Genomic DNA, 16,888 nt, shown 5'->3' with positions numbered 1-16,888 from the left:
GACCCCTGGGGGTTAGGCGCGCTTTTTTTTTGAGCCGGCCCAAGACCGCGGACGCTTCGAGAGGCTTGCCGCAGCCTACGCGCTGCGCGGCCCGAACATGATCACCATCATTCCGGCCAGGCACAGCCCCACGCCCAGCCAGTCGCTCATGCTGGGCCGCACGCCGTCCACGGCCCACAGCCACAGCAGCGCCATGCCGATATAGACGCCGCCATATGCCGCGTAGACGCGGCCCGAAGCCGTGGGGTGCAGCGTCAGCAGCCAGGCGAACAGCGCCAGGCTGGCGGCCGCCGGCGCGAGCAGCCAGATGGAATGGCCTTTGCGCAGCCAAAGATAAGGCAGATAGCAGCCGACGATCTCGGCCAGCGCCGTCAGGATGAACAGCGCGAGGGTTTGCAGGGCGCCCATGCGCGTCCCCCTAGGGCTTTTGCGCGAGCAGCTCGCGGCATTGCTGTTCCTGCTGCGCGATCTCGCGCAGGGTATCCTCGATGTCGCGGCGCTGTTGTTCCAGCGTGGAGCGGTGCTGTTCCAGCACGCTCAGGTACTGGCGCAGCTGAACCGCGGTGTCGCCCGGCCCGTCGTACATGTCGATCAAGGTCAGGATCTCGGACAATTGCAGGCCCAGGCGCTTGCCGCGCAGGGCCAGCTTCAGGCGTGTGCGGTCGCGCGGCCCGAAGATGCGGTTGCGTCCTTCGCGCGCCGGGCTGACGATCCCCTGGTCTTCATAGAAGCGGATCGTGCGGGGCGTGACGTCGAACTCGCGCGAGAGTTCAGAGATGGTCCAGGTTGACGGGGACATGCGGCGTGTGGCAGTTTACGTAAACGTAAATTATGATGACTTGACCCAATCGTCAAGCGTGGAGGAGAGGCAATGAATCCGAACGAACAGAAACTGCAGTACCCCTGGGCCGATTTCCAGCCCGAAGCCGGCCGTTCGCACGTGGTGGCGGATGGGGTCAAGTGGATCAGGATGCCTCTGCCGTTCGCGCTGGATCATATCAACCTCTGGCTGCTGCGCGACAACATCGACGGCCGCGACGGCTGGACCATCGTCGACTGCGGCATCACCCGCGATGAAGTGAAGACGCTGTGGGAACGCGTGTTCGAGACCGAACTCGAAGGCCTGCCGGTGCTGCGCGTGATCGTCACCCACATGCATCCCGACCACATCGGCCTGGCGCACTGGTTGTGCGAACGCTGGAATGCGCCCCTGTGGATGACGATGACGGACTTCATGGTGGCCTCGCTGTGGTCGTCGCGCCGCGGCGAAGCCGGCGGCGGCCCGGGCGGCCAATCGGCGGTGGACCACTTCGCGCGCCATGGCCTGACTGACCTCGACGCGCAGGAGCAGATCCGCCAGCGCGCCAATTACTACCCCAACCTGGTGCCCGCCGTGCCCGCGCGCTACACCCGCATCCTGCATGGCGACGCGGTGCGCATCGGCGGGCGCGACTGGCGCGTCATCGTGGGCTATGGCCACGCGCCTGAACATGCGTCGCTGTATTCCGCCGACCTGCGCGTGCTGATCTCCGGCGACATGGTGCTGCCGCGCATTTCCACCAACGTCAGCGTGTTCGACTACGAGCCCGACGCCAATCCCCTGCCGCTGTACCTGCGCTCGCTGGACGGCTACGCCGACCTGCCCGAGGACACGCTGGTGCTGCCTTCGCATGGCCGCCCTTTCAAGGGCCTGCACGAGCGCATCGCGCAACAGCACGAACACCATCGCGACCGCTTGGCGGAAGTGCTGGAAGCCTGTGCGGTCCAGCCGCAATCGACCACCGACATCGTGCCGGTGCTGTTCAAGCGCAAGCTCGACCTGCACCAGCTGACCTTCGCCATGGGCGAAGCGCTGGCGCACCTGCATGCGCTGTATTTCGAAGGCAAGCTCAAGCGCGCGCTGGGCGCGGACGGCATCATGCGGTTTTCGGTCGCCTGAGCGCTGCATCGGGCCGATAAGCAGTAGCCCTGCAGCTATTGCGGGCAAGTCCGGCAGCCGCGCGTCGCCGAGGGGCGACGCGGCTGCCGCGTATGGCTTCATCCCAAGCGAATGTCGGACCCGCCGTCCGCTCCCGACAACATTCGTTCATGAGATTTTGTAATGCCTGCGCTTCATAGCGCGAAGTTCCGACAGATGCTGAATCCGACCATCATGTGCGGCATGCAGAACCTCTCGGGAAAATCCCATGAACTTCGATCTGACTGAGGAGCATCAGTCCTTCGCGGATGCCGTCCGCCGTTTTGCGCAAGACAAGCTCGCCGCGGGGGCGTTGGCGCGGGCGCACTCCTCTGCGTATCCATGGGATGCCGCGCGTCTGCTTGCCGAGCAGGGCTTGCTCGGTATCACCTTTTCTGAAGCCGACGGCGGCCAGGGCGGTTCGCTGATGCACGCCGTGTTGGCCATCCAGGAAGTGGCGCTGGTTTGCCCCAAAAGCGCGGATATCGTGCAGGCGGGAAATTTTGGTCCCATCCGCACCTTTGTCGAATACGCCACCCGAGAGCAAAAGGCGCGGTTCCTGCCCGACCTGCTGGCAGGCAGGAAGCTGATCGCCCTGGGCATGAGCGAACCCGACGCGGGCTCCGCCGTGACCGAACTCAAGACAAGCGCGCGCCTGGACGGCGACGAGATCGTGATCAACGGCAGCAAAGTGTTCTCCACCCACAGTCCGGAAGCAGATCTGTTTCTGATCTACGTGCGTTTCGGCGCCGGCATCGGCGGCATCGGTTCCGTGCTGGTGGAACGCGGCGCGCCGGGATTCTCGGTTGGCGAACCCTCCAGTTTCATGAGCGGCGAACAATGGTGCCAGCTCTACTTTGAAGACTGCCGCATCCCCGCGGGCAACCTGCTGCTTGGCGCGGGCGGCTTCAAAAAGCAGATTGCGGGTTTTAACGTCGAGCGGCTGGGCAATTCCTCGCGTTCGCTTGCGCTTGGGCGGCACGCCTTTAACCTGGCGCGCGAACATGCCGGGTTGCGTAAGCAATTTGGCCGCGAACTATGCGAATTCCAAGGGATTCAGTGGAAATTCGCCGATATGGCGTTGAAGCTCGAATCCGCGCAATTGATGCTGTATCGCGCCGCGCTCGAGGGCGAACATGGCTTGCCCTCGGCGCACAACACAGCATTGGCGAAACTGGCCTGCAACACGGCTGGCTGGGACGTCGCAAACGAGGCCCTGCAGGTAATGGGCGGTATGGGGTACAGCCAGGAATCGCTGGTCGAATACTGCGTGCGCCGCATACGCGGATGGATGATCGCGGGCGGATCGATAGAAATGCTCAAGAACCGGATCGCCGAGGGCGTGTTCGAACGCCAGTTCTCGCAACGCGCGCCCCTGGCCAAATGAGATAAGGCGCCTATCGAGTGCGATTCTCAACGATGAACACCAAGTCCCTCTCGATGAATACAGAGTCAGTCTCGGGGGCGGCGCTGGCCGCCGCCTTGCTCAATCCGGCCAGTATTGCCCTGATCGGCATCTCCGACGATGCCAGCAAGACCAGCGGCAGACCCCTGCAGTTCCTGCGACGTGCCGGCTATGGCGGCAGGATCTATCCCGTGAATCCCAGGCGCGGCACCGTGCAGGGTGAACGAGCCTGGCCGGATCTGGCATCCCTGCCGGAAGTGCCCGAGCATGTCTTCATACTCACGCCGACGGACGGCGTCCAGGCGGCGCTGGAGCAATGCGCCGCGGTCGGCGCCAAGGTCGCAACGATACTTGCCAGTGGCTACTCCGAGGCGGGCGCGGAAGGTGCGGAACGGGAGCAGGCCTTGCGCGCGCTCGCAAAGCGCTCCGGGGTGCGGTTGCTGGGTCCTAGCAGTCTCGGCGTGGTCAATGCGGAGACGGGCCTGCGCCTGACCGCCAACGCGGCGTTTGCCGAGCCGGACCTGCCTTCCGGCCGAACATTCGTGGCGTCGCACAGCGGCAGCATGATCGGCGCCCTGGTCTCGCGCGGAAAAGCGCGCGGCGTGGGCTTTGCCGGGCTGGTGTCGGTAGGCAGTGAAGCCGATCTCAGCATTGGTGAAATCTGCGCCGCCACGCTTGACGATCCCGCCATCGATGGCTATCTGTTGTTCCTCGAAAGCCTGCGTCATGGCGCTGAGCTACGCGCCTTTGCCATGGAGGCTGCCAAGCGCGGCAAGCCCGTGATCGCGTACAAGCTGGGCCGCTCCGACGCCGCGGCGGAAATGGCAGCTACCCATACGGGCGCATTGGCCGGCGAGGACGATATCGCCGACGCTTTCCTCAAAGATTGCGGGATCGCCAGGATAGGCATCTTCGATGCCTTGCTGGAAGGTTTGCCGCTGGCCCGGCGCTTCGCCCTGATGCATGACGCCGCCAAGCCCCGGCGTGTGGGCGTGGTGACTACAACGGGCGGTGGCGCGGCCATGGTGGTGGACCAGCTGGGCATACGCGATGTCGTGGTCGAACCGCTATCTGCCCAGACGCTGGAGCGTTTGCGGGAGCAAGGCGTTCCCGCTTCGGCCGGACGCGTGCTGGACTTGACGCTGGCCGGCACGCGCTATGAGGTGATGAAGAAAAGCCTCGACGTCATGCTGGATGCTCCCGAGTTCGATCTCGTGGTGGCCGTGGTGGGCTCCTCGGCGCGCCACCAGCCCCAGCTCGCAGTCAGGCCGATCATCGACAGCATGGGCTGCGGCAAACCCTTGGCCGCCATGCTCGTGCCGGATGCTCCCGAGGCCCTGGCGGCGCTGAGCGCGGCGGACGTGCCCTGCTTCCGCTCTCCGGAAAACTGTGCCGATGTCATTGCATCGGTCTTTGCGCGGCGCCGTCCCGCCATGACGGCAACGGTCCAGGCCCCGCCCGCGTCGGCAGGCGCTGCGCCGCGCGCGCTCAGCGAGGCGCAAGCCTATGCCGTGCTGGACAAACTGAAAGTGCCGCATGGGCCGTTCGTTACGGTGCCGCTGGCCGGGCCCGCACCTGTGCTGCCCTTTGATTTTCCCGTTGTGGCCAAGGTCTGCTCCGAGCTGATTCCTCACAAGACCGAGGTGGGCGGCGTGGTCCTGTCGATCGACAGCCCGGCATCGCTAACGCAAGCTTTGGCCAAGCTGCGCTCGAATCTTGCCCGGCATGCGCCAGACGTGGCCTGCGATCTCGCCCTCGTGCAGCCGATGTGCGCGGGGCTTGCCGAGGTTCTGTTGGGCTATCGCGTGGATCCTGATGCGGGCCCGATCGTGCTGCTGGCGGCAGGAGGCGTCTGGGCCGAAGTCATCCGCGACCGCAGTGTCCGGCTCGCGCCCGTCGGCCTGGAGGGCGCGCGCGAGATGATCGGCGAACTCAAGGTGTTGAAGACCGTGTCGGGCCTGCGCGGCAAGGCGTGCGGGGACCTCGAAGCGCTGGCGCAAGCCATCGTGCAGTTGTCACAGCTTGCCTTGCATCCTGAATTGGGAATCAGCGAGGCCGAGGTCAATCCGCTGCTTGTGATGCCAGACGGTCGTGGGGTCATTGCGGTGGACGCGCTGGTATTGCGCTCATGAACGACGCGGTGTTCGTACCAGACCTGGCGCAGGCCGCGCAAGCCGAGATCGCACGCCTGGACGCTGCGGCGCGATTGCATCATGTGGACGGACGCCACGGCAAGATTGCGTGGCGTGAGTTTGGCAGCGGTGCACCGCTAGTGCTCTTGCATGGCGGCCACGGCAGTTGGCTGCATTGGGTCCGCAACATAGAGGCCTTGTCGCAGGACCATACTCTGTTGATTCCCGATATGCCCGGATACGGCGATTCCGGCGATCCGCCGAGTCGCGCGGGCGAGCAGGAGCGGCTGATGCAGATTGTCGATGCGTTGATTGCTTCGCTGGACCAGCTACTCGGCGCTGGAGCGTCGCTGGATCTGGCGGGCTTCTCGTTTGGTGGACTAGTGGCCGCCTTGCTGGCACGCCAGCGCGGGGGAGTGCGCAGGATGTCGCTGCTGGGCAGCGCGGGGCATGGCACCGCAAGACGCCCCGGTGCGGGACTGGCGCCATGGCAAGGTTTGCCGCAGGCGGACATGCTTGCGGCATTGCGGCACAACCTGGGCGCCCACATGCTGCATGCGGACGCCTCGATCGACGCGCTGGCGCTGGCGGTGCATGAGCATTCCTGTCTGCGCACTCGATTCAAGAGCCGGCTGCTGTCGCGGACCCGTCAATTGCCAGAAGCTCTGGCCGCCTTCAGCCAGCCCGTCTTGTTGATCTGGGGCGAACACGATGTCACCGCAACCCCCATGACTCTGGCGCACCAGCTTGCCGAACTCTGCGCTGCTGGCGATTGGTGTGTCGTGCCCGGCGCGGGTCACTGGGTCCAATACGAGTGCGCGCAGACAATCAATCCCATGCTGGCGAGCTGGTTCGGCCCCGGACAACGCCGCTATCCGGTCTAACGCCGACTTGTCTGCGTCGCGCCTGTCACCCCATCGAGAATCTGCATGAAGAACAAGCTGCAGCAAGCGCCTCTGGCGATCTACAAGCATCACCTCAAGCAGGGGAAGCTTGCCTATCAATACAGTCCGCAGGCCGCACGCGCGGTCTTTTTCCCTCGGCTGATTTGTCCCTATTCCGGCTCGACGGATCTTGAGTGGCGCATCAGCGCTGGCCGAGGAACCGTGTACGCGACCACCGCGGTGTCGAACAAGGATGGATCGTCCCACAATGTCGCCCTGATCGACCTGGACGAGGGGTTTCGCATGATGTCGCGGGTCGACGGCATGGAGCCCACGGAGGTTCAGATCGGGTTGCGGGTCGAAGTCAGGTTTGTCGAAGAAGGCGATGCGGAAGAACCGCTGCCGGTGTTTGTCGCGCTACGCAAGGAGGATGCGTGATGATGGGTCGAGCCAGTGCGGCAATCGTGGGTGTGGCGGAATCGGATCTCGGTCACGTGGCGCAGGACATGACGCCCCTGGACTTGATGGCGCAAGGTATCGCGCGGGCGCTGGATGATTGCGGCCTGCAGCTCCACGACGTAGACGGCTTGTTCGGCGCGGCCACCCAGAGCCGGATGGTGACCTTGGCGCTGAAGGAGTACCTGGGCATCCAGCCGCGCTATGGGGATTCGACCTATCTTGGCGGCTCCTCTTTCATGACGCACGTGGCGCACGCGGCTGCGGCGATCGAGGCGGGGTTGTGCGAGGTGGCCGTCATCACCTATGGAAGCACGCAGCGCTCGGCCGGGCGCAGCAATGTGGGCGGACGGGAATCCAATCCCTACGAAACGCCGTATCGCCCCTTCATGCCGGCCAGCGCCTATGCCATGGCGGCGTCGCGTCACATGCATGATTACGGCACCACGCGCGAACAGCTCGCGGAAATCGCGGTCGCGGCCCGGAAATGGGCGCAGCTGAATCCAATGGCGTGGGAACAGGGCGATCTGTCGGTCAATGACGTGCTGAATGCGCGCATGGTCAGCTATCCGCTGACTATTCGCGACAGTTGCCTGGTGACTGATGGCGGGGGCGCGTTGGTGATGACGTCCGCTGCGCGCGCCCGGGATCTGCGCAAGCCGCCCGCATATGTCCTTGGTTGCGGGGAAGCCTATAGCCATCAGTCGATCTCCAATATGGCCAACCTGACCGAGACAGCGGCCAAGCTATCCGGGGCCAAGGCTTATCAGATGGCCGGGCTGGGTCCCAGCGACGTGGATGTCATCGAACTCTACGATGCCTTCACCATCACCACCCTGTTGTTCCTCGAGGATCTCGGCTTTTGCGCGAAGGGTGAAGGCGGTCCCTTCGTGGCCGATGGCAAGCTGCGTCCAGGCGGCGTTCTGCCTACCAATACCAACGGCGGCGGCCTGTCGTACTGCCACCCGGGGATGTATGGCTTGTTTTTGTTGATCGAGGCGGCTCGCCAGATCCGCGGAGAATGCGGCGCGCGTCAAGTCAGCGGCTGCGACATCGCGCTTGCACATGGCAATGGCGGCGTGCTGTCGAGCCAGAGCACGGTGATCCTGGGTTCGGCTGCCGCGCTTTGACATGACCGTATCGGCTTGCGTCCGCATTGCATGAACGACCTATGAAGCGGTGGAGGAGTGCAGATGTTGATAGAAAGCGACGAAACCGAGTCCATTCTCAAGGCCTCCGTCGAGACCTTCATGCGGCAGGAGTCCGCCATGGAGCGGTTGCGGCAGGTGAAGCCGGGACGTCCCGCGCATGATCGGCAGGTATGGGGCAAGCTGGCGCGGCAGGGCTGGCTGGCCATGCGCCTGCCCGAGCAACTGGGCGGCAGTGGCCTGCAGGCAAGGCATGCGGGAGCCATTGCCGCAGTCTTTGGCCGGTTCCTGTTGCCCGAACCGTTTGTTGCCTGCGCGCTTTTGCCTGCCATGCTGGCCGCCAGTGCGAATCGGGCCGCAGCCTGGCACGACATCCTGGCTGCGTTGACGGATGGCGAGAAGGTCATCGCCGTGGCCTGGCAGGAGGATCCCCAGTCCCTGGATGTCTGTCCTGTACGCACCAATGCGGCGAACGGGCCAGCCGGTCTGCTCATCAGCGGCGTCAAAGCCGGTGTAGTCGGAGCGGCAATGGCCGACGACTTCCTGGTGACTGCTCGCCTGGAAGGTCAACCGGTCCTGGTGGCGGTAGCGCGATCCGCGCCCGGCGTTCGTGTGGAGACGGTGACTACCAGCGATGGGGCGTCGCTGGGGACCGTGTCCCTGGAGAATGCGCCGGCGCAGGGCGCGGTGCTGTTTGAAGGCGAGGCCTTGCTCCAGGCATTGGCGAGGGCGCTGGATGAGGCATTGCTCGCCGTGGCCGCCCAGCTCGACGGAATGGCGCAGGCCGCCTTTGAAATAGCGCTCGACTACATGCGGACCAGAGAGCAGTTCGGGCAGAAAATCGGCAGTTTTCAAAGCCTGCAACATGTGGCCGTGGATCTGAAAGTGCAGCACCGGCTCGCGGCAGCCTCTTACCTGTCAGCGTTGCAGAAGCTGGAGGCTGCAGGCGATGTAGCTCGGCATCCCGCGGCGGTCTGCGCCGCCATCTCCGCAGCCAAGGCCCGGGCGTCCGATTCGGCGCTAGCCACGGCCCGGTTCGGCGTGCAGGTACACGGTGCAATCGGCTTTGCCATGGAGGCGGATATCGGCCTGTACATGAAGAGCGCGCTCAGGGCCTCGGCATGGCTGGGTAATGGCGCCCAGCACCGGCGGCGCGTCAGCCTGTTGTTGCAGGAGCAGGCCAGCGCCGCTCGAGGAGCAGACGCATGAGCAGAAACGATTTCAACACGCTTTCCGACGAGGCCTTTCGAGCAAGATTCCGCAGCTGGATTGCGCAGAACTATCCCTCAGATCTGCGCAATCCACTGAAGCGCCTGACCGGCAAGGCCGCCAGGACCTGGCTGCAAAGCCAGTTGCGGGATGGATGGCGCGCTCCGGGCCTGCCCGCCGAATATGGCGGAATGGGATTGTCGATGCGCAAACAGCTGATCTACCAGGAGGAGCTCGAGCGGTTCGGCGTGGCCCGTCCCATCGACCATGGTCTGCGACTTCTTGCGCCGGTGCTCATCCGCTATGGCACCGAGAAGCAGAAGGCTTATTACCTGCCGCGCATCCTGTCTTGCGCGGACATGTGGTGCCAGGGCTACTCGGAGCCGAACGCGGGTTCGGACCTTGCCAATCTGAAGACAGCAGCCGTTCTTGAGGGCGATCGCTATGTGGTCAACGGCCAGAAGATCTGGACTACCCTGGCCACCGACGCCAACATGATTTTCATGCTGGTGCGGACCAGCGTGCAGCCCAGGAAGCAGCAAGGCATCACTTTTCTGCTCGCCGACCTCAACACGCCGGGTATCGAGATCCGGCCGATCCGCACGCTGGCCGGAGACGAGCATTTCTGCGAAGTGTTTTTCAAGGACGTGGCGGTACCGGCGGAAAACGTCGTCGGACGCGTGGATGAAGGCTGGTCGGTCGCCAAGGCGCTGCTCGGCTTCGAACGCTTCAGCCACGGCTCGCCGGAGCTGGTCCGCTACGCATTGACCGTGCTGCGCGACACGGCGGCTGCCGTCGGCGCGTCGTCATCGACAAGCTATCTTGAGCTTCATGGGCGTCACGCGAGTGACGTGGCGGATGCATGCGCGTTGTATGAATTGAGTTGCGAGGCCGCTATTCGGGGCAATGAGCCTGATGATTCCGATCATGATTTCATGATGTTGAAATTGTTCAACGCCGAGCTTCTGCAACGCCTCACGGAGTCCATACAGGAACTTGCAGGCCACTATGGCGGAGTCATCGGAGCCGCGCCCGGAATCGGCCTCAAGGAAGACCTGGAATGGCTCTACATGATCGCGCGGCCCGTCACGATTTTCGGCGGAACTGCGCAAGTGCAACGCAATATTCTCGCGCGGCGTGCGCTCGGTCTGCCTGCTTAGATTGATGAAATCATCGCGCGAAAAAACGCGTCATTCGCGCGCGGCAGTCTCCATCAGCCAGTTGCGGAATGCCGCTACGTGGTGGCCGTCCTCGGCATGGTTGGGGCGTAGCAGGTAGTAGCCCAGCCCCCGCGAGAAAGGCTGTGCGAACGGGCGCACGAGCTGCTTGGTAAGCAGCTCCTGTGAAAGCATCGCGGTTTGGCCTACTGCGATTCCCAGGCCATCGACAGCAGCCTGGTAGGTCAGCACCGAACTGCTGAAAGTCATGCGTTCCGCGCCTTCCGCGGCCGTTGTCAGTCCCGTGCTTTCAAGCCACTCGTTCCAGTCCGTGCGCCGATAGTGGCTGACCAGCAGGCGCTGCGTCAACAGCTTGGAGGGGGACTCCCCGGCCGCCAGGTGCTGCTGCAGGAATTTTGGCGAGCACACAGGCTCGACGTTGTCCAGGAACAGCAGATCGGTCTGCATGTTGGGCCATTTGCCGTTTCCGAATTGGATGGCCACATCCACGTCGTCCCGATCGAAATTCACTTCGGGAACGGCGATGCTCAAGGAAAGTTCGATGTCGGGGCGCAGGGCCTGGAACGCCGGAAGACGCGGAATCAGCCAGCGTACCGCGAACGTCATGTAGGTGCGCACGCGCACGGTTTGACCCTCGCGCTTCCTGACCAACTCCTCCGTGGCCGTTGCGATCGTGGCGAAGGCCTGTACCACCTTGTCCGCGTAAATCTTGCCTTCGCGGGTGAGGTGCACGCCGTGCCGGCTGCGGTTGAAAAGGGGTACGCCGAGGTAGTCCTCGATCAGCGCGATCTGTCTGCTGACGGCGGACTGCGTGACATGCAGCTCTTTGGAAGCCTTCGTGAGGTTCTCATGTCGCGCTACTGCCTCGAAGGTGCGTAGCGGATTCAGAGGGGGAATTCGACGGCCCATTTTTTGAGTTCCCTGTAGGGCGTTGATATTCCCGCAAATCATAGCTCAGCGAGCGATTGGAAGTACGCATGATCTGCAAAGAGGACGCAGAATATCGCTCAGTTTCTTGATCCGCGTGCAGCCATAAAAGCGCGAGATATGAATTAAAGGTGCGCAAGGAAATCGCCGCAATCTCTCAGCGGTTCCTGTGTGGATTTCCCGCGCGTCCATGACCAACCGAACAAATTGTTGGAGCATTCAATGAAGGCTAGTGGCTTGATGGAAGGCAAGGTGGTGGTCGTGACCGGCGCGGGGGGCGGCATCGGCAAGGAAGTGGCGTTGGCAATGGCGCGCGAAGGTGCCAAGGTCGTGGTCAACGACCTCGACGTTTCCCTTTCTGGCGAAGCGGGCGGCGGTACGCCGGCCGGCGCCGTGGTGGAGGAAATTCGCGCTCAAGGCGGACAAGCCGTGGCAGACGGACACAGCGTCGCTGAATGGAACTCGGCGGCCGCCATCATCGAGAAGGCAGTTGCCACCTTTGGCCGCATCGATGCCGTGGTGAACAGCGCCGGCATTCTGAGGGACTCCATCTTTCACAAGATGAGCGCCGAAGACTTCGAGCTGGTCCTGCGTGTGCATCTGTTCGGCTCGTTCAACATGAGCCGGGCGGCAGCGGCTCATTTCCGCGAACAAGGCAGCGGCGCGCTGGTTCACATGACATCAACGGCGGGTCTGATCGGATCCATCGGGCAGGCAAACTATGCGGCCGCAAAAATGGGAATCGTCGGGCTGTCGCGCTCGATCTCGCTGGACATGGCGAGGTATGGCGTGCGTTCGAACTGCATCGCGCCCCACGCATTCAGCCGCATGATCGAAAGCGTGCCGGGACTGTCGCCCGAAGAGCAGGAACGCAATCTCGCCAAGCGCCGCGCCATGACGCGGGCGGACCAGATCGCTCCGCTTGCGGTCTACCTCTGCTCAGAGGCTGCCAAGGAGGTATCAGGCCAGATATTCGGCGCACGTGGCAACGAGATCTATCTGTATGGTCAGCCGCGGCCGGTACGAACCCTGCATCGGGCGGACGGTTGGACGCCGGAGCGCCTGGCGCAGACCCTGGCGCCGGCCTTCCGCTCGAGCTTCACGCCGCCGGAACGCACACGCGACGTTTTCGGGTGGGAAGCAATCTGACAGGAGCTTCCCATGCCGTTGAACTTCGAGACCGTCCGTGATTGGCGCTTCGAGCCACCGAATCAGCGCTACGACCAGCGCGAAACCATGCTGTACGCGCTTAGCCTGGGATTCGGAACGGATCCGCTGGACGAACAGGAACTGCCTTTCGTTTATGAACGGGACCTGCTGGCGGTGCCTACCATGGCGTCCGTGCTGTGCCACCTGGGCCCATGGGCAAGCGACCCGCGAACCGGCATGACGCGCGAGAAGATTGTGCATGGCGCGCAACGCATCGAGTTCCACGCGCCCTTGCCCAGCCATGGGGCATTAAGCGCGCAAGCGCGCGTTGTCGGCATCGAGGACAAGGGCGTCGACAAGGGCGCTCTCGTTCATGTCCAACGCACGCTGGTGGACCAAGCCACAGGCCAGGAGCTGGCGACCATTCTCCATAGCTCCTACTGCCGCGCGGACGGTGGCTTCGGCGCGTCGTATGGCAGCCCGGTTGCTCCGCACGCCGTTCCGCAGCGCACTCCCGACATGGTGGTGGACTTGGCCACTGCACCCAACGCCGCGCTGCTCTACCGCCTCAATGTCGATCGCAATCCGCTGCATGTCGATCCCGCTGTTGCGCGCAGGGCGGGATTCGATCGCCCCATCCTGCACGGCCTGTGCACCTACGGCATGGCAATGCGGGCGTTGCTGAAAGGGCCGCTGCGCTACGAAGTAGAGCGAGTGAAATCCTTCGAGGCCAGGTTTTCTTCTGTGGTCTTTCCTGGAGAAACGCTCGGCTTCGAGTTCTGGCGACACGACAACGTCGTGAGCTTTCAGGCTTTTTCCCGCGATCGGGGCAAGCGCGTACTGGAGCATGGGCGCGCCGTGCTCAATTGAACAATGGCTGGCACTCCAGGTCTTGGAGCTGTCGCATGCCGATGATTCCCAAAAACAAGGAGATGACGATGCAAAAGCAATGCGAGGGTCGGATTGTGGTTATCACTGGCGCCGGGCGCGGTCTTGGCCGCCAGTACGCGCTCGAGTTCGCGCGTCAGGGCGCCAAGGTCGTGGTGAACGATCTCGGTTCTGCCCGCGACGGTAATGGCGGCGCCACGGGACCGGCCGAGGAGGTAGTGGCCGAGATTCGCGCGTTTGGTGGTGTCGCGGTGGCGAATACGGACGATGTTGCGGACTGGGAGGGCGCGCGTCGCCTGATCGACACGGCGATACGCGAGTTTGGCGGGCTGGACGTTCTGGTCAACAACGCAGGCATCCTACGCGACAAGACCCTCGCCAACATGGAAGAACAAGACTGGGACGCCGTGATCCGCGTTCACCTACGCGGCACCTTTGCTCCGGCGCGTCATGCGGCCGCCTACTGGCGCGACGAATCCAAGGCGGGACGCCCGCGCGTCGCACGCATGATCAATACCAGCTCGTCCTCGGGCCTGTATTGCAATCCTGGCCAAAGCAACTACGGCGCGGCCAAGGCGGGCATCACGTCGATGTCGGTGATTGCGTCTCGCGAGCTCGAGCGCTACGGCGTGACGGTCAACGTCATCTATCCGACTGCGATGAGCCGGCTGACCGAAGACATCTTTGCAAAAAAGCTGGGCGCGGGCGCGGTGAAGGCGGCCGGCGAGTTCGATCCGCTCGACGCCGCCAACGTGGCGCCGTTGATTGCGTGGCTGGGCAGCACGGAATCCAGCGGCATTACGGGACGGGTGTTCGGCGTGCGCGGCGGGCGCATCACGGTGGCTGAAGGTTGGCGCGCCGGCCCGCGCATCGAAAAGGAAGGTCGCTGGCATACGGAGGAACTGGGAGCGCTGATTCCTGACCTGGTCCGTCGCGCCGCGCCCAATGCCCTCACCACTGGCGAGATTCCCGCCCCGCCTGAAGGAGTCTAAGTCATGGCGCTAGACCTCAATGCAGTGGGGCGTTCTGGCGGTACGGCGGAAGTGAGTTGGACCCACCGCGACGCCCTGCTCTATGCAATTGGCGTGGGCGCGGGCCAAGACGACGCGCTACAAGAGCTTGCATTCACCACGGAGAACTCGGCAGGCGTGTCCCAGCGCGTGCTGCCCACCTATGCCGTGGTGATAGTGCAAAACGCTGGTCTTCGGCCGGATCTGGGAACCATAGACCGTACCAAGGTGGTTCATGCCGAACAGGCCTTCGAGGTGCACAGTCCCTTGCCCGTGGAGGGACGCGTGCGCGTCACCAATCGGGTGACGGCCATCGAAGATAAAGGTTCTGGCGCGCTGGTTCGGACCGAAGCCCAGGCCGTCGATGCGCTCTCGGGTGAATTGCTCATCACCTGCGCGTCGGCCGCATTCCTACGGGGCGAAGGCGGCTTCGGCGGCGATCGTAAGCCCGGCCAGTCCGCCTCGATGCCGGAACGGGCTGCGGATGCGGTGCTCACGGCTGGCACCCGGCCCGACCAGGCGCTGCTGTATCGGCTCAGCGGAGACCGCAATCCTTTGCACAGCGATCCTACGTTCGCCGCCAAGGGAGGATTCCCGCGCCCGATCCTGCATGGCCTGTGCACCTACGGGATAACCGGCAGGTTGCTGCTCCATGCGTTCTGCGGCAGCGACCCGGACCGGATGCGTTCGATGTCGGCACGCTTCACGCGCCCCGTCATGCCCGGAGAGACGTTGTCGGTGCACGCCTGGCAGGAGGCTGGGGACGTCCGTTTCCGTACGTTTGACGGGGCCGGGGAGATCGTGATCGACCATGGCCTGATGAAGGTCCGCCAGGAGGCGCAGCAATGAACACAAAGAATTCATCGCGGCCCAAGGCAGCGCCCGTTCCCACGCCGACCACCCTGCCCTTTTGGGAAGGAACGAGGGCAGGAGAGCTGCGGCTGCAGCGTTGCGGCAGCTGCCATGCCCACCATCTTTATCCACGCACGCGCTGCCCCGCTTGCGGCGCTGACGCACTGACCTGGGTCCGCGCAAGCGGACGGGGCAGCCTGCACTCCTACGTCATCAGCCACCTGGCTGCGCCGGGTTGGGAAAACGAGGTCCCCTACGTGATCGCCGTCGTGAAGCTGGAAGAGGGGCCCGGGATGCTGTCGAATCTCGTGGGCGTGCCCGCCGACCCTCAGGCGCTGCCTCTGGATATGCCGCTCGAAGTTGTGTTCGAGACCCGCGGGGAAGAGGTCCTTCCCTTGTTCCGACCGACCAATACCAAAGGAGGCGCGTCATGACGGGCCCCGTAATCGCCATTGCCGGCGCCGCCGAGACTGAACTCGGCGCCTTGCCGCAACTTTCCGAACTGGACCTGCGGGCGGATGCTGCCCATCGAGCGCTGGCGGATGCCGGCCTGACGCTGGCCGACGTCGACGGGATCACCAGCGCGGGCGACTCGCCGATTGAAGTCGCGCATTACCTGGGCGTGACGCCCAAGTGGTACGACGGCACGTCTGTGGGGGGATGTTCCTTCCTGATCCACCTGCGGCATGCGGCGGCTGCCATTCGCGCCGGTTATTGCTCGACCGTGCTGGTATTGCACGGAGAATCGGGACGTTCGCGCGTAGGGAAAGCACTGAACCGGCGTCCTCCGTATTCGATGAACGGGCAGTTCGAACTGCCTTACGGTGTATCGGCGCCGCCCAATATGTTCACCTTGCCTGCGTTGCGTTTCATGCATGAAACCGGCACTACGCACGAGCAATTGGCGGAAGTTGTGGTGGCGCAAAGTCACTGGGCCAACGGTAACCCGCGCGCAAGCCGGAACAAGCTGTTGACGGTCGAAGACGTGATGGCCTCGCCAATGATCGCCTATCCTTTCCACAAGCTCGAATGCTGCGTGGTGACCGACGGCGGCGGCGCGTTGGTGGTGACCACGGCTGAGCGCGCGCGCAATTTGCGTCGCGCTGATTCCCCGGTCTATCTGCTCGGTTCGGGCGAGGCTTGCGACAGTCCCTTGGTGTCGATGATGGATGACATGACTTCGTCGAAGGGATTTCGGATTTCCAGCCGCGCGGCCTTTGCCGAGGCCGGCATCAGCCATGCTGACGTCGATCACCTGATGATTTATGACGCGTTCGCGCACTTGCCCCTGTATGGCCTGGAAGACATGGGATTCGTCGGCCGTGGTGAAGCAGGCGCCTTCATTGCGGAAGGCAATACTCGGCCTGGCGGGCGTCTGCCGCTGAACACGAACGGCGGCGGCATCCTGTACACGCACACTGGCATGTACGGCATGTTCGCGATCCAGGAGGCGGTCAGGCAATTGCGAGGCGAGGCGTTCCGTCAGTTGGACAAGGTGCGGACCAGCGTGGTCCAGGGCGTGGGTGGCATGTTCACCGCGGCGGCTACGTTGGTGCTGTCCAACCAGTCGCCTTGAGGACCAAGATATTTGAAATCTTTATGAGTCCCGCAGGCCGTGATGCATAGCTGGCGGGACATGGTCCTGGGCCGCTTCGAGAATCGCGGCGCCCGACATCACCAGTTTAGGCAAGGC

Annotated in this window: 17 protein-coding genes; 14 read left to right on the top strand and 3 right to left on the bottom strand. The window is 63.7% G+C overall.

The annotated features are described in order from the left end of the window. Positions 1-75 precede the first annotated feature (75 nt). Positions 76-408, bottom strand: coding sequence for a YnfA family protein (locus IB259_RS27635; protein WP_054455615.1), 333 nt, complete (start codon positions 406-408; stop codon positions 76-78). 10 nt (positions 409-418) lie between these two features. Continuing rightward, positions 419-799: a MerR family DNA-binding transcriptional regulator gene (locus tag IB259_RS27630; protein ID WP_054455614.1), complete on the bottom strand. Its 381-nt coding sequence runs from the start codon at positions 797-799 to the stop codon at positions 419-421. 72 nt (positions 800-871) lie between these two features. On the opposite strand from IB259_RS27630, the gene IB259_RS27625 reads away from it, so the two are divergent. The 8 genes from IB259_RS27625 to IB259_RS27590 all read left to right on the top strand — a co-directional run bounded on the left by IB259_RS27625 (position 872) and on the right by IB259_RS27590 (position 10,351). After that, positions 872-1,939 carry an MBL fold metallo-hydrolase gene (locus IB259_RS27625; protein ID WP_192330655.1) on the top strand — a complete coding sequence of 356 codons (1,068 nt, stop codon included), beginning with the start codon at positions 872-874 and terminating at the stop codon, positions 1,937-1,939. A 247-nt stretch (positions 1,940-2,186) separates the two neighbouring features. Continuing rightward, a complete protein-coding gene (locus tag IB259_RS27620) occupies positions 2,187-3,344 on the top strand; it encodes an acyl-CoA dehydrogenase family protein (RefSeq protein ID WP_192330653.1) in 1,158 nt (385 codons plus the stop codon). Positions 3,345-3,397: 53 nt separating this feature from the next. After that, on the top strand, positions 3,398-5,494 hold the full coding sequence (locus tag IB259_RS27615; protein WP_370528721.1) for an acetate--CoA ligase family protein: 2,097 nt from the start codon (positions 3,398-3,400) through the stop codon (positions 5,492-5,494). Further along, positions 5,491-6,378, top strand: a complete 888-nt coding sequence (locus IB259_RS27610; RefSeq protein ID WP_175212880.1) for an alpha/beta fold hydrolase — start codon at positions 5,491-5,493, stop codon at positions 6,376-6,378. Before IB259_RS27615 ends, IB259_RS27610 begins: the two co-directional genes overlap by 4 nt. A gap of 45 nt (positions 6,379-6,423) precedes the next feature. Further along, positions 6,424-6,816, top strand: a complete 393-nt coding sequence (locus tag IB259_RS27605) for a Zn-ribbon domain-containing OB-fold protein (RefSeq protein WP_192330649.1) — start codon at positions 6,424-6,426, stop codon at positions 6,814-6,816. Further along, positions 6,816-7,964 (top strand): acetyl-CoA acetyltransferase, encoded by a 1,149-nt coding sequence (locus tag IB259_RS27600; RefSeq protein WP_175213165.1) that lies wholly within the window; start codon positions 6,816-6,818, stop codon positions 7,962-7,964. The genes IB259_RS27605 and IB259_RS27600 overlap by 1 nt, the downstream gene beginning before the upstream one ends. 63 nt (positions 7,965-8,027) lie before the next feature. Continuing rightward, a complete protein-coding gene (locus IB259_RS27595) occupies positions 8,028-9,191 on the top strand; it encodes an acyl-CoA dehydrogenase family protein (protein WP_192330647.1) in 1,164 nt (387 codons plus the stop codon). Further along, a complete protein-coding gene (locus IB259_RS27590; RefSeq protein WP_192330645.1) occupies positions 9,188-10,351 on the top strand; it encodes an acyl-CoA dehydrogenase family protein in 1,164 nt (387 codons plus the stop codon). Before IB259_RS27595 ends, IB259_RS27590 begins: the two co-directional genes overlap by 4 nt. Positions 10,352-10,381: 30 nt before the next feature. On the opposite strand, the gene gcvA is transcribed toward IB259_RS27590, so the two are convergent. Further along, positions 10,382-11,278 carry a transcriptional regulator GcvA gene (gene gcvA, locus IB259_RS27585; protein WP_192330643.1) on the bottom strand — a complete coding sequence of 299 codons (897 nt, stop codon included), beginning with the start codon at positions 11,276-11,278 and terminating at the stop codon, positions 10,382-10,384. A gap of 240 nt (positions 11,279-11,518) precedes the next feature. On the opposite strand from gcvA, the gene IB259_RS27580 reads away from it, so the two are divergent. The 6 genes from IB259_RS27580 (at position 11,519) to IB259_RS27555 (ending at position 16,771) form a co-directional block, all read left to right on the top strand. After that, a complete protein-coding gene (locus IB259_RS27580) occupies positions 11,519-12,445 on the top strand; it encodes an SDR family NAD(P)-dependent oxidoreductase (protein ID WP_192330743.1) in 927 nt (308 codons plus the stop codon). Between the two features lie 12 nt (positions 12,446-12,457). Further along, positions 12,458-13,315, top strand: coding sequence for a MaoC/PaaZ C-terminal domain-containing protein (locus tag IB259_RS27575; protein ID WP_175212875.1), 858 nt, complete (start codon positions 12,458-12,460; stop codon positions 13,313-13,315). Positions 13,316-13,383: 68 nt separating this feature from the next. Next, a complete protein-coding gene (locus tag IB259_RS27570) occupies positions 13,384-14,325 on the top strand; it encodes an SDR family oxidoreductase (RefSeq protein ID WP_175213163.1) in 942 nt (313 codons plus the stop codon). A gap of 3 nt (positions 14,326-14,328) precedes the next feature. Continuing rightward, positions 14,329-15,192, top strand: coding sequence for a MaoC/PaaZ C-terminal domain-containing protein (locus tag IB259_RS27565; RefSeq protein ID WP_192330640.1), 864 nt, complete (start codon positions 14,329-14,331; stop codon positions 15,190-15,192). Further along, complete coding sequence (locus tag IB259_RS27560; protein ID WP_192330638.1) at positions 15,189-15,629, top strand: Zn-ribbon domain-containing OB-fold protein; 441 nt, start codon at positions 15,189-15,191, stop codon at positions 15,627-15,629. Before IB259_RS27565 ends, IB259_RS27560 begins: the two co-directional genes overlap by 4 nt. Continuing rightward, the gene (locus tag IB259_RS27555; protein WP_192330636.1) at positions 15,626-16,771 is read left to right on the top strand and encodes a thiolase; all 1,146 of its coding nucleotides are present in this window, start codon (positions 15,626-15,628) and stop codon (positions 16,769-16,771) included. The genes IB259_RS27560 and IB259_RS27555 overlap by 4 nt, the downstream gene beginning before the upstream one ends. Positions 16,772-16,888 lie beyond the last annotated feature (117 nt).

Source organism: Achromobacter sp. ACM04 (assembly GCF_014851465.1).
Taxonomy (GTDB): Bacteria; Pseudomonadota; Gammaproteobacteria; order Burkholderiales; family Burkholderiaceae_B; genus Achromobacter; species Achromobacter aegrifaciens.
The sequence above is the reverse complement of the archived record's forward strand: the minus strand, read 5'-3'. Positions and strand labels throughout refer to the sequence as shown.

Excerpts from the sequence above, each read along its gene's own strand:
- IB259_RS27635 (WP_054455615.1), bottom strand. The coding sequence starts at position 408 with ATGGGCGCCCTGCAAACCCTCGCGCTGTTCATCCTGACGGCGCTGGCC.
- IB259_RS27580 (WP_192330743.1), top strand. The coding sequence starts at position 11,519 with ATGAAGGCTAGTGGCTTGATGGAAGGCAAGGTGGTGGTCGTGACCGGC.
- IB259_RS27600 (WP_175213165.1), top strand. The coding sequence starts at position 6,816 with ATGATGGGTCGAGCCAGTGCGGCAATCGTGGGTGTGGCGGAATCGGAT.
- IB259_RS27610 (WP_175212880.1), top strand. The coding sequence starts at position 5,491 with ATGAACGACGCGGTGTTCGTACCAGACCTGGCGCAGGCCGCGCAAGCC.
- IB259_RS27620 (WP_192330653.1), top strand. The coding sequence starts at position 2,187 with ATGAACTTCGATCTGACTGAGGAGCATCAGTCCTTCGCGGATGCCGTC.
- IB259_RS27595 (WP_192330647.1), top strand. The coding sequence starts at position 8,028 with ATGTTGATAGAAAGCGACGAAACCGAGTCCATTCTCAAGGCCTCCGTC.
- IB259_RS27560 (WP_192330638.1), top strand. The coding sequence starts at position 15,189 with ATGAACACAAAGAATTCATCGCGGCCCAAGGCAGCGCCCGTTCCCACG.
- IB259_RS27605 (WP_192330649.1), top strand. The coding sequence starts at position 6,424 with ATGAAGAACAAGCTGCAGCAAGCGCCTCTGGCGATCTACAAGCATCAC.
- IB259_RS27555 (WP_192330636.1), top strand. The coding sequence starts at position 15,626 with ATGACGGGCCCCGTAATCGCCATTGCCGGCGCCGCCGAGACTGAACTC.
- gcvA (WP_192330643.1), bottom strand. The coding sequence starts at position 11,278 with ATGGGCCGTCGAATTCCCCCTCTGAATCCGCTACGCACCTTCGAGGCA.
- IB259_RS27590 (WP_192330645.1), top strand. The coding sequence starts at position 9,188 with ATGAGCAGAAACGATTTCAACACGCTTTCCGACGAGGCCTTTCGAGCA.
- IB259_RS27625 (WP_192330655.1), top strand. The coding sequence starts at position 872 with ATGAATCCGAACGAACAGAAACTGCAGTACCCCTGGGCCGATTTCCAG.
- IB259_RS27565 (WP_192330640.1), top strand. The coding sequence starts at position 14,329 with ATGGCGCTAGACCTCAATGCAGTGGGGCGTTCTGGCGGTACGGCGGAA.
- IB259_RS27570 (WP_175213163.1), top strand. The coding sequence starts at position 13,384 with ATGCAAAAGCAATGCGAGGGTCGGATTGTGGTTATCACTGGCGCCGGG.
- IB259_RS27630 (WP_054455614.1), bottom strand. The coding sequence starts at position 799 with ATGTCCCCGTCAACCTGGACCATCTCTGAACTCTCGCGCGAGTTCGAC.
- IB259_RS27615 (WP_370528721.1), top strand. The coding sequence starts at position 3,398 with ATGAATACAGAGTCAGTCTCGGGGGCGGCGCTGGCCGCCGCCTTGCTC.
- IB259_RS27575 (WP_175212875.1), top strand. The coding sequence starts at position 12,458 with ATGCCGTTGAACTTCGAGACCGTCCGTGATTGGCGCTTCGAGCCACCG.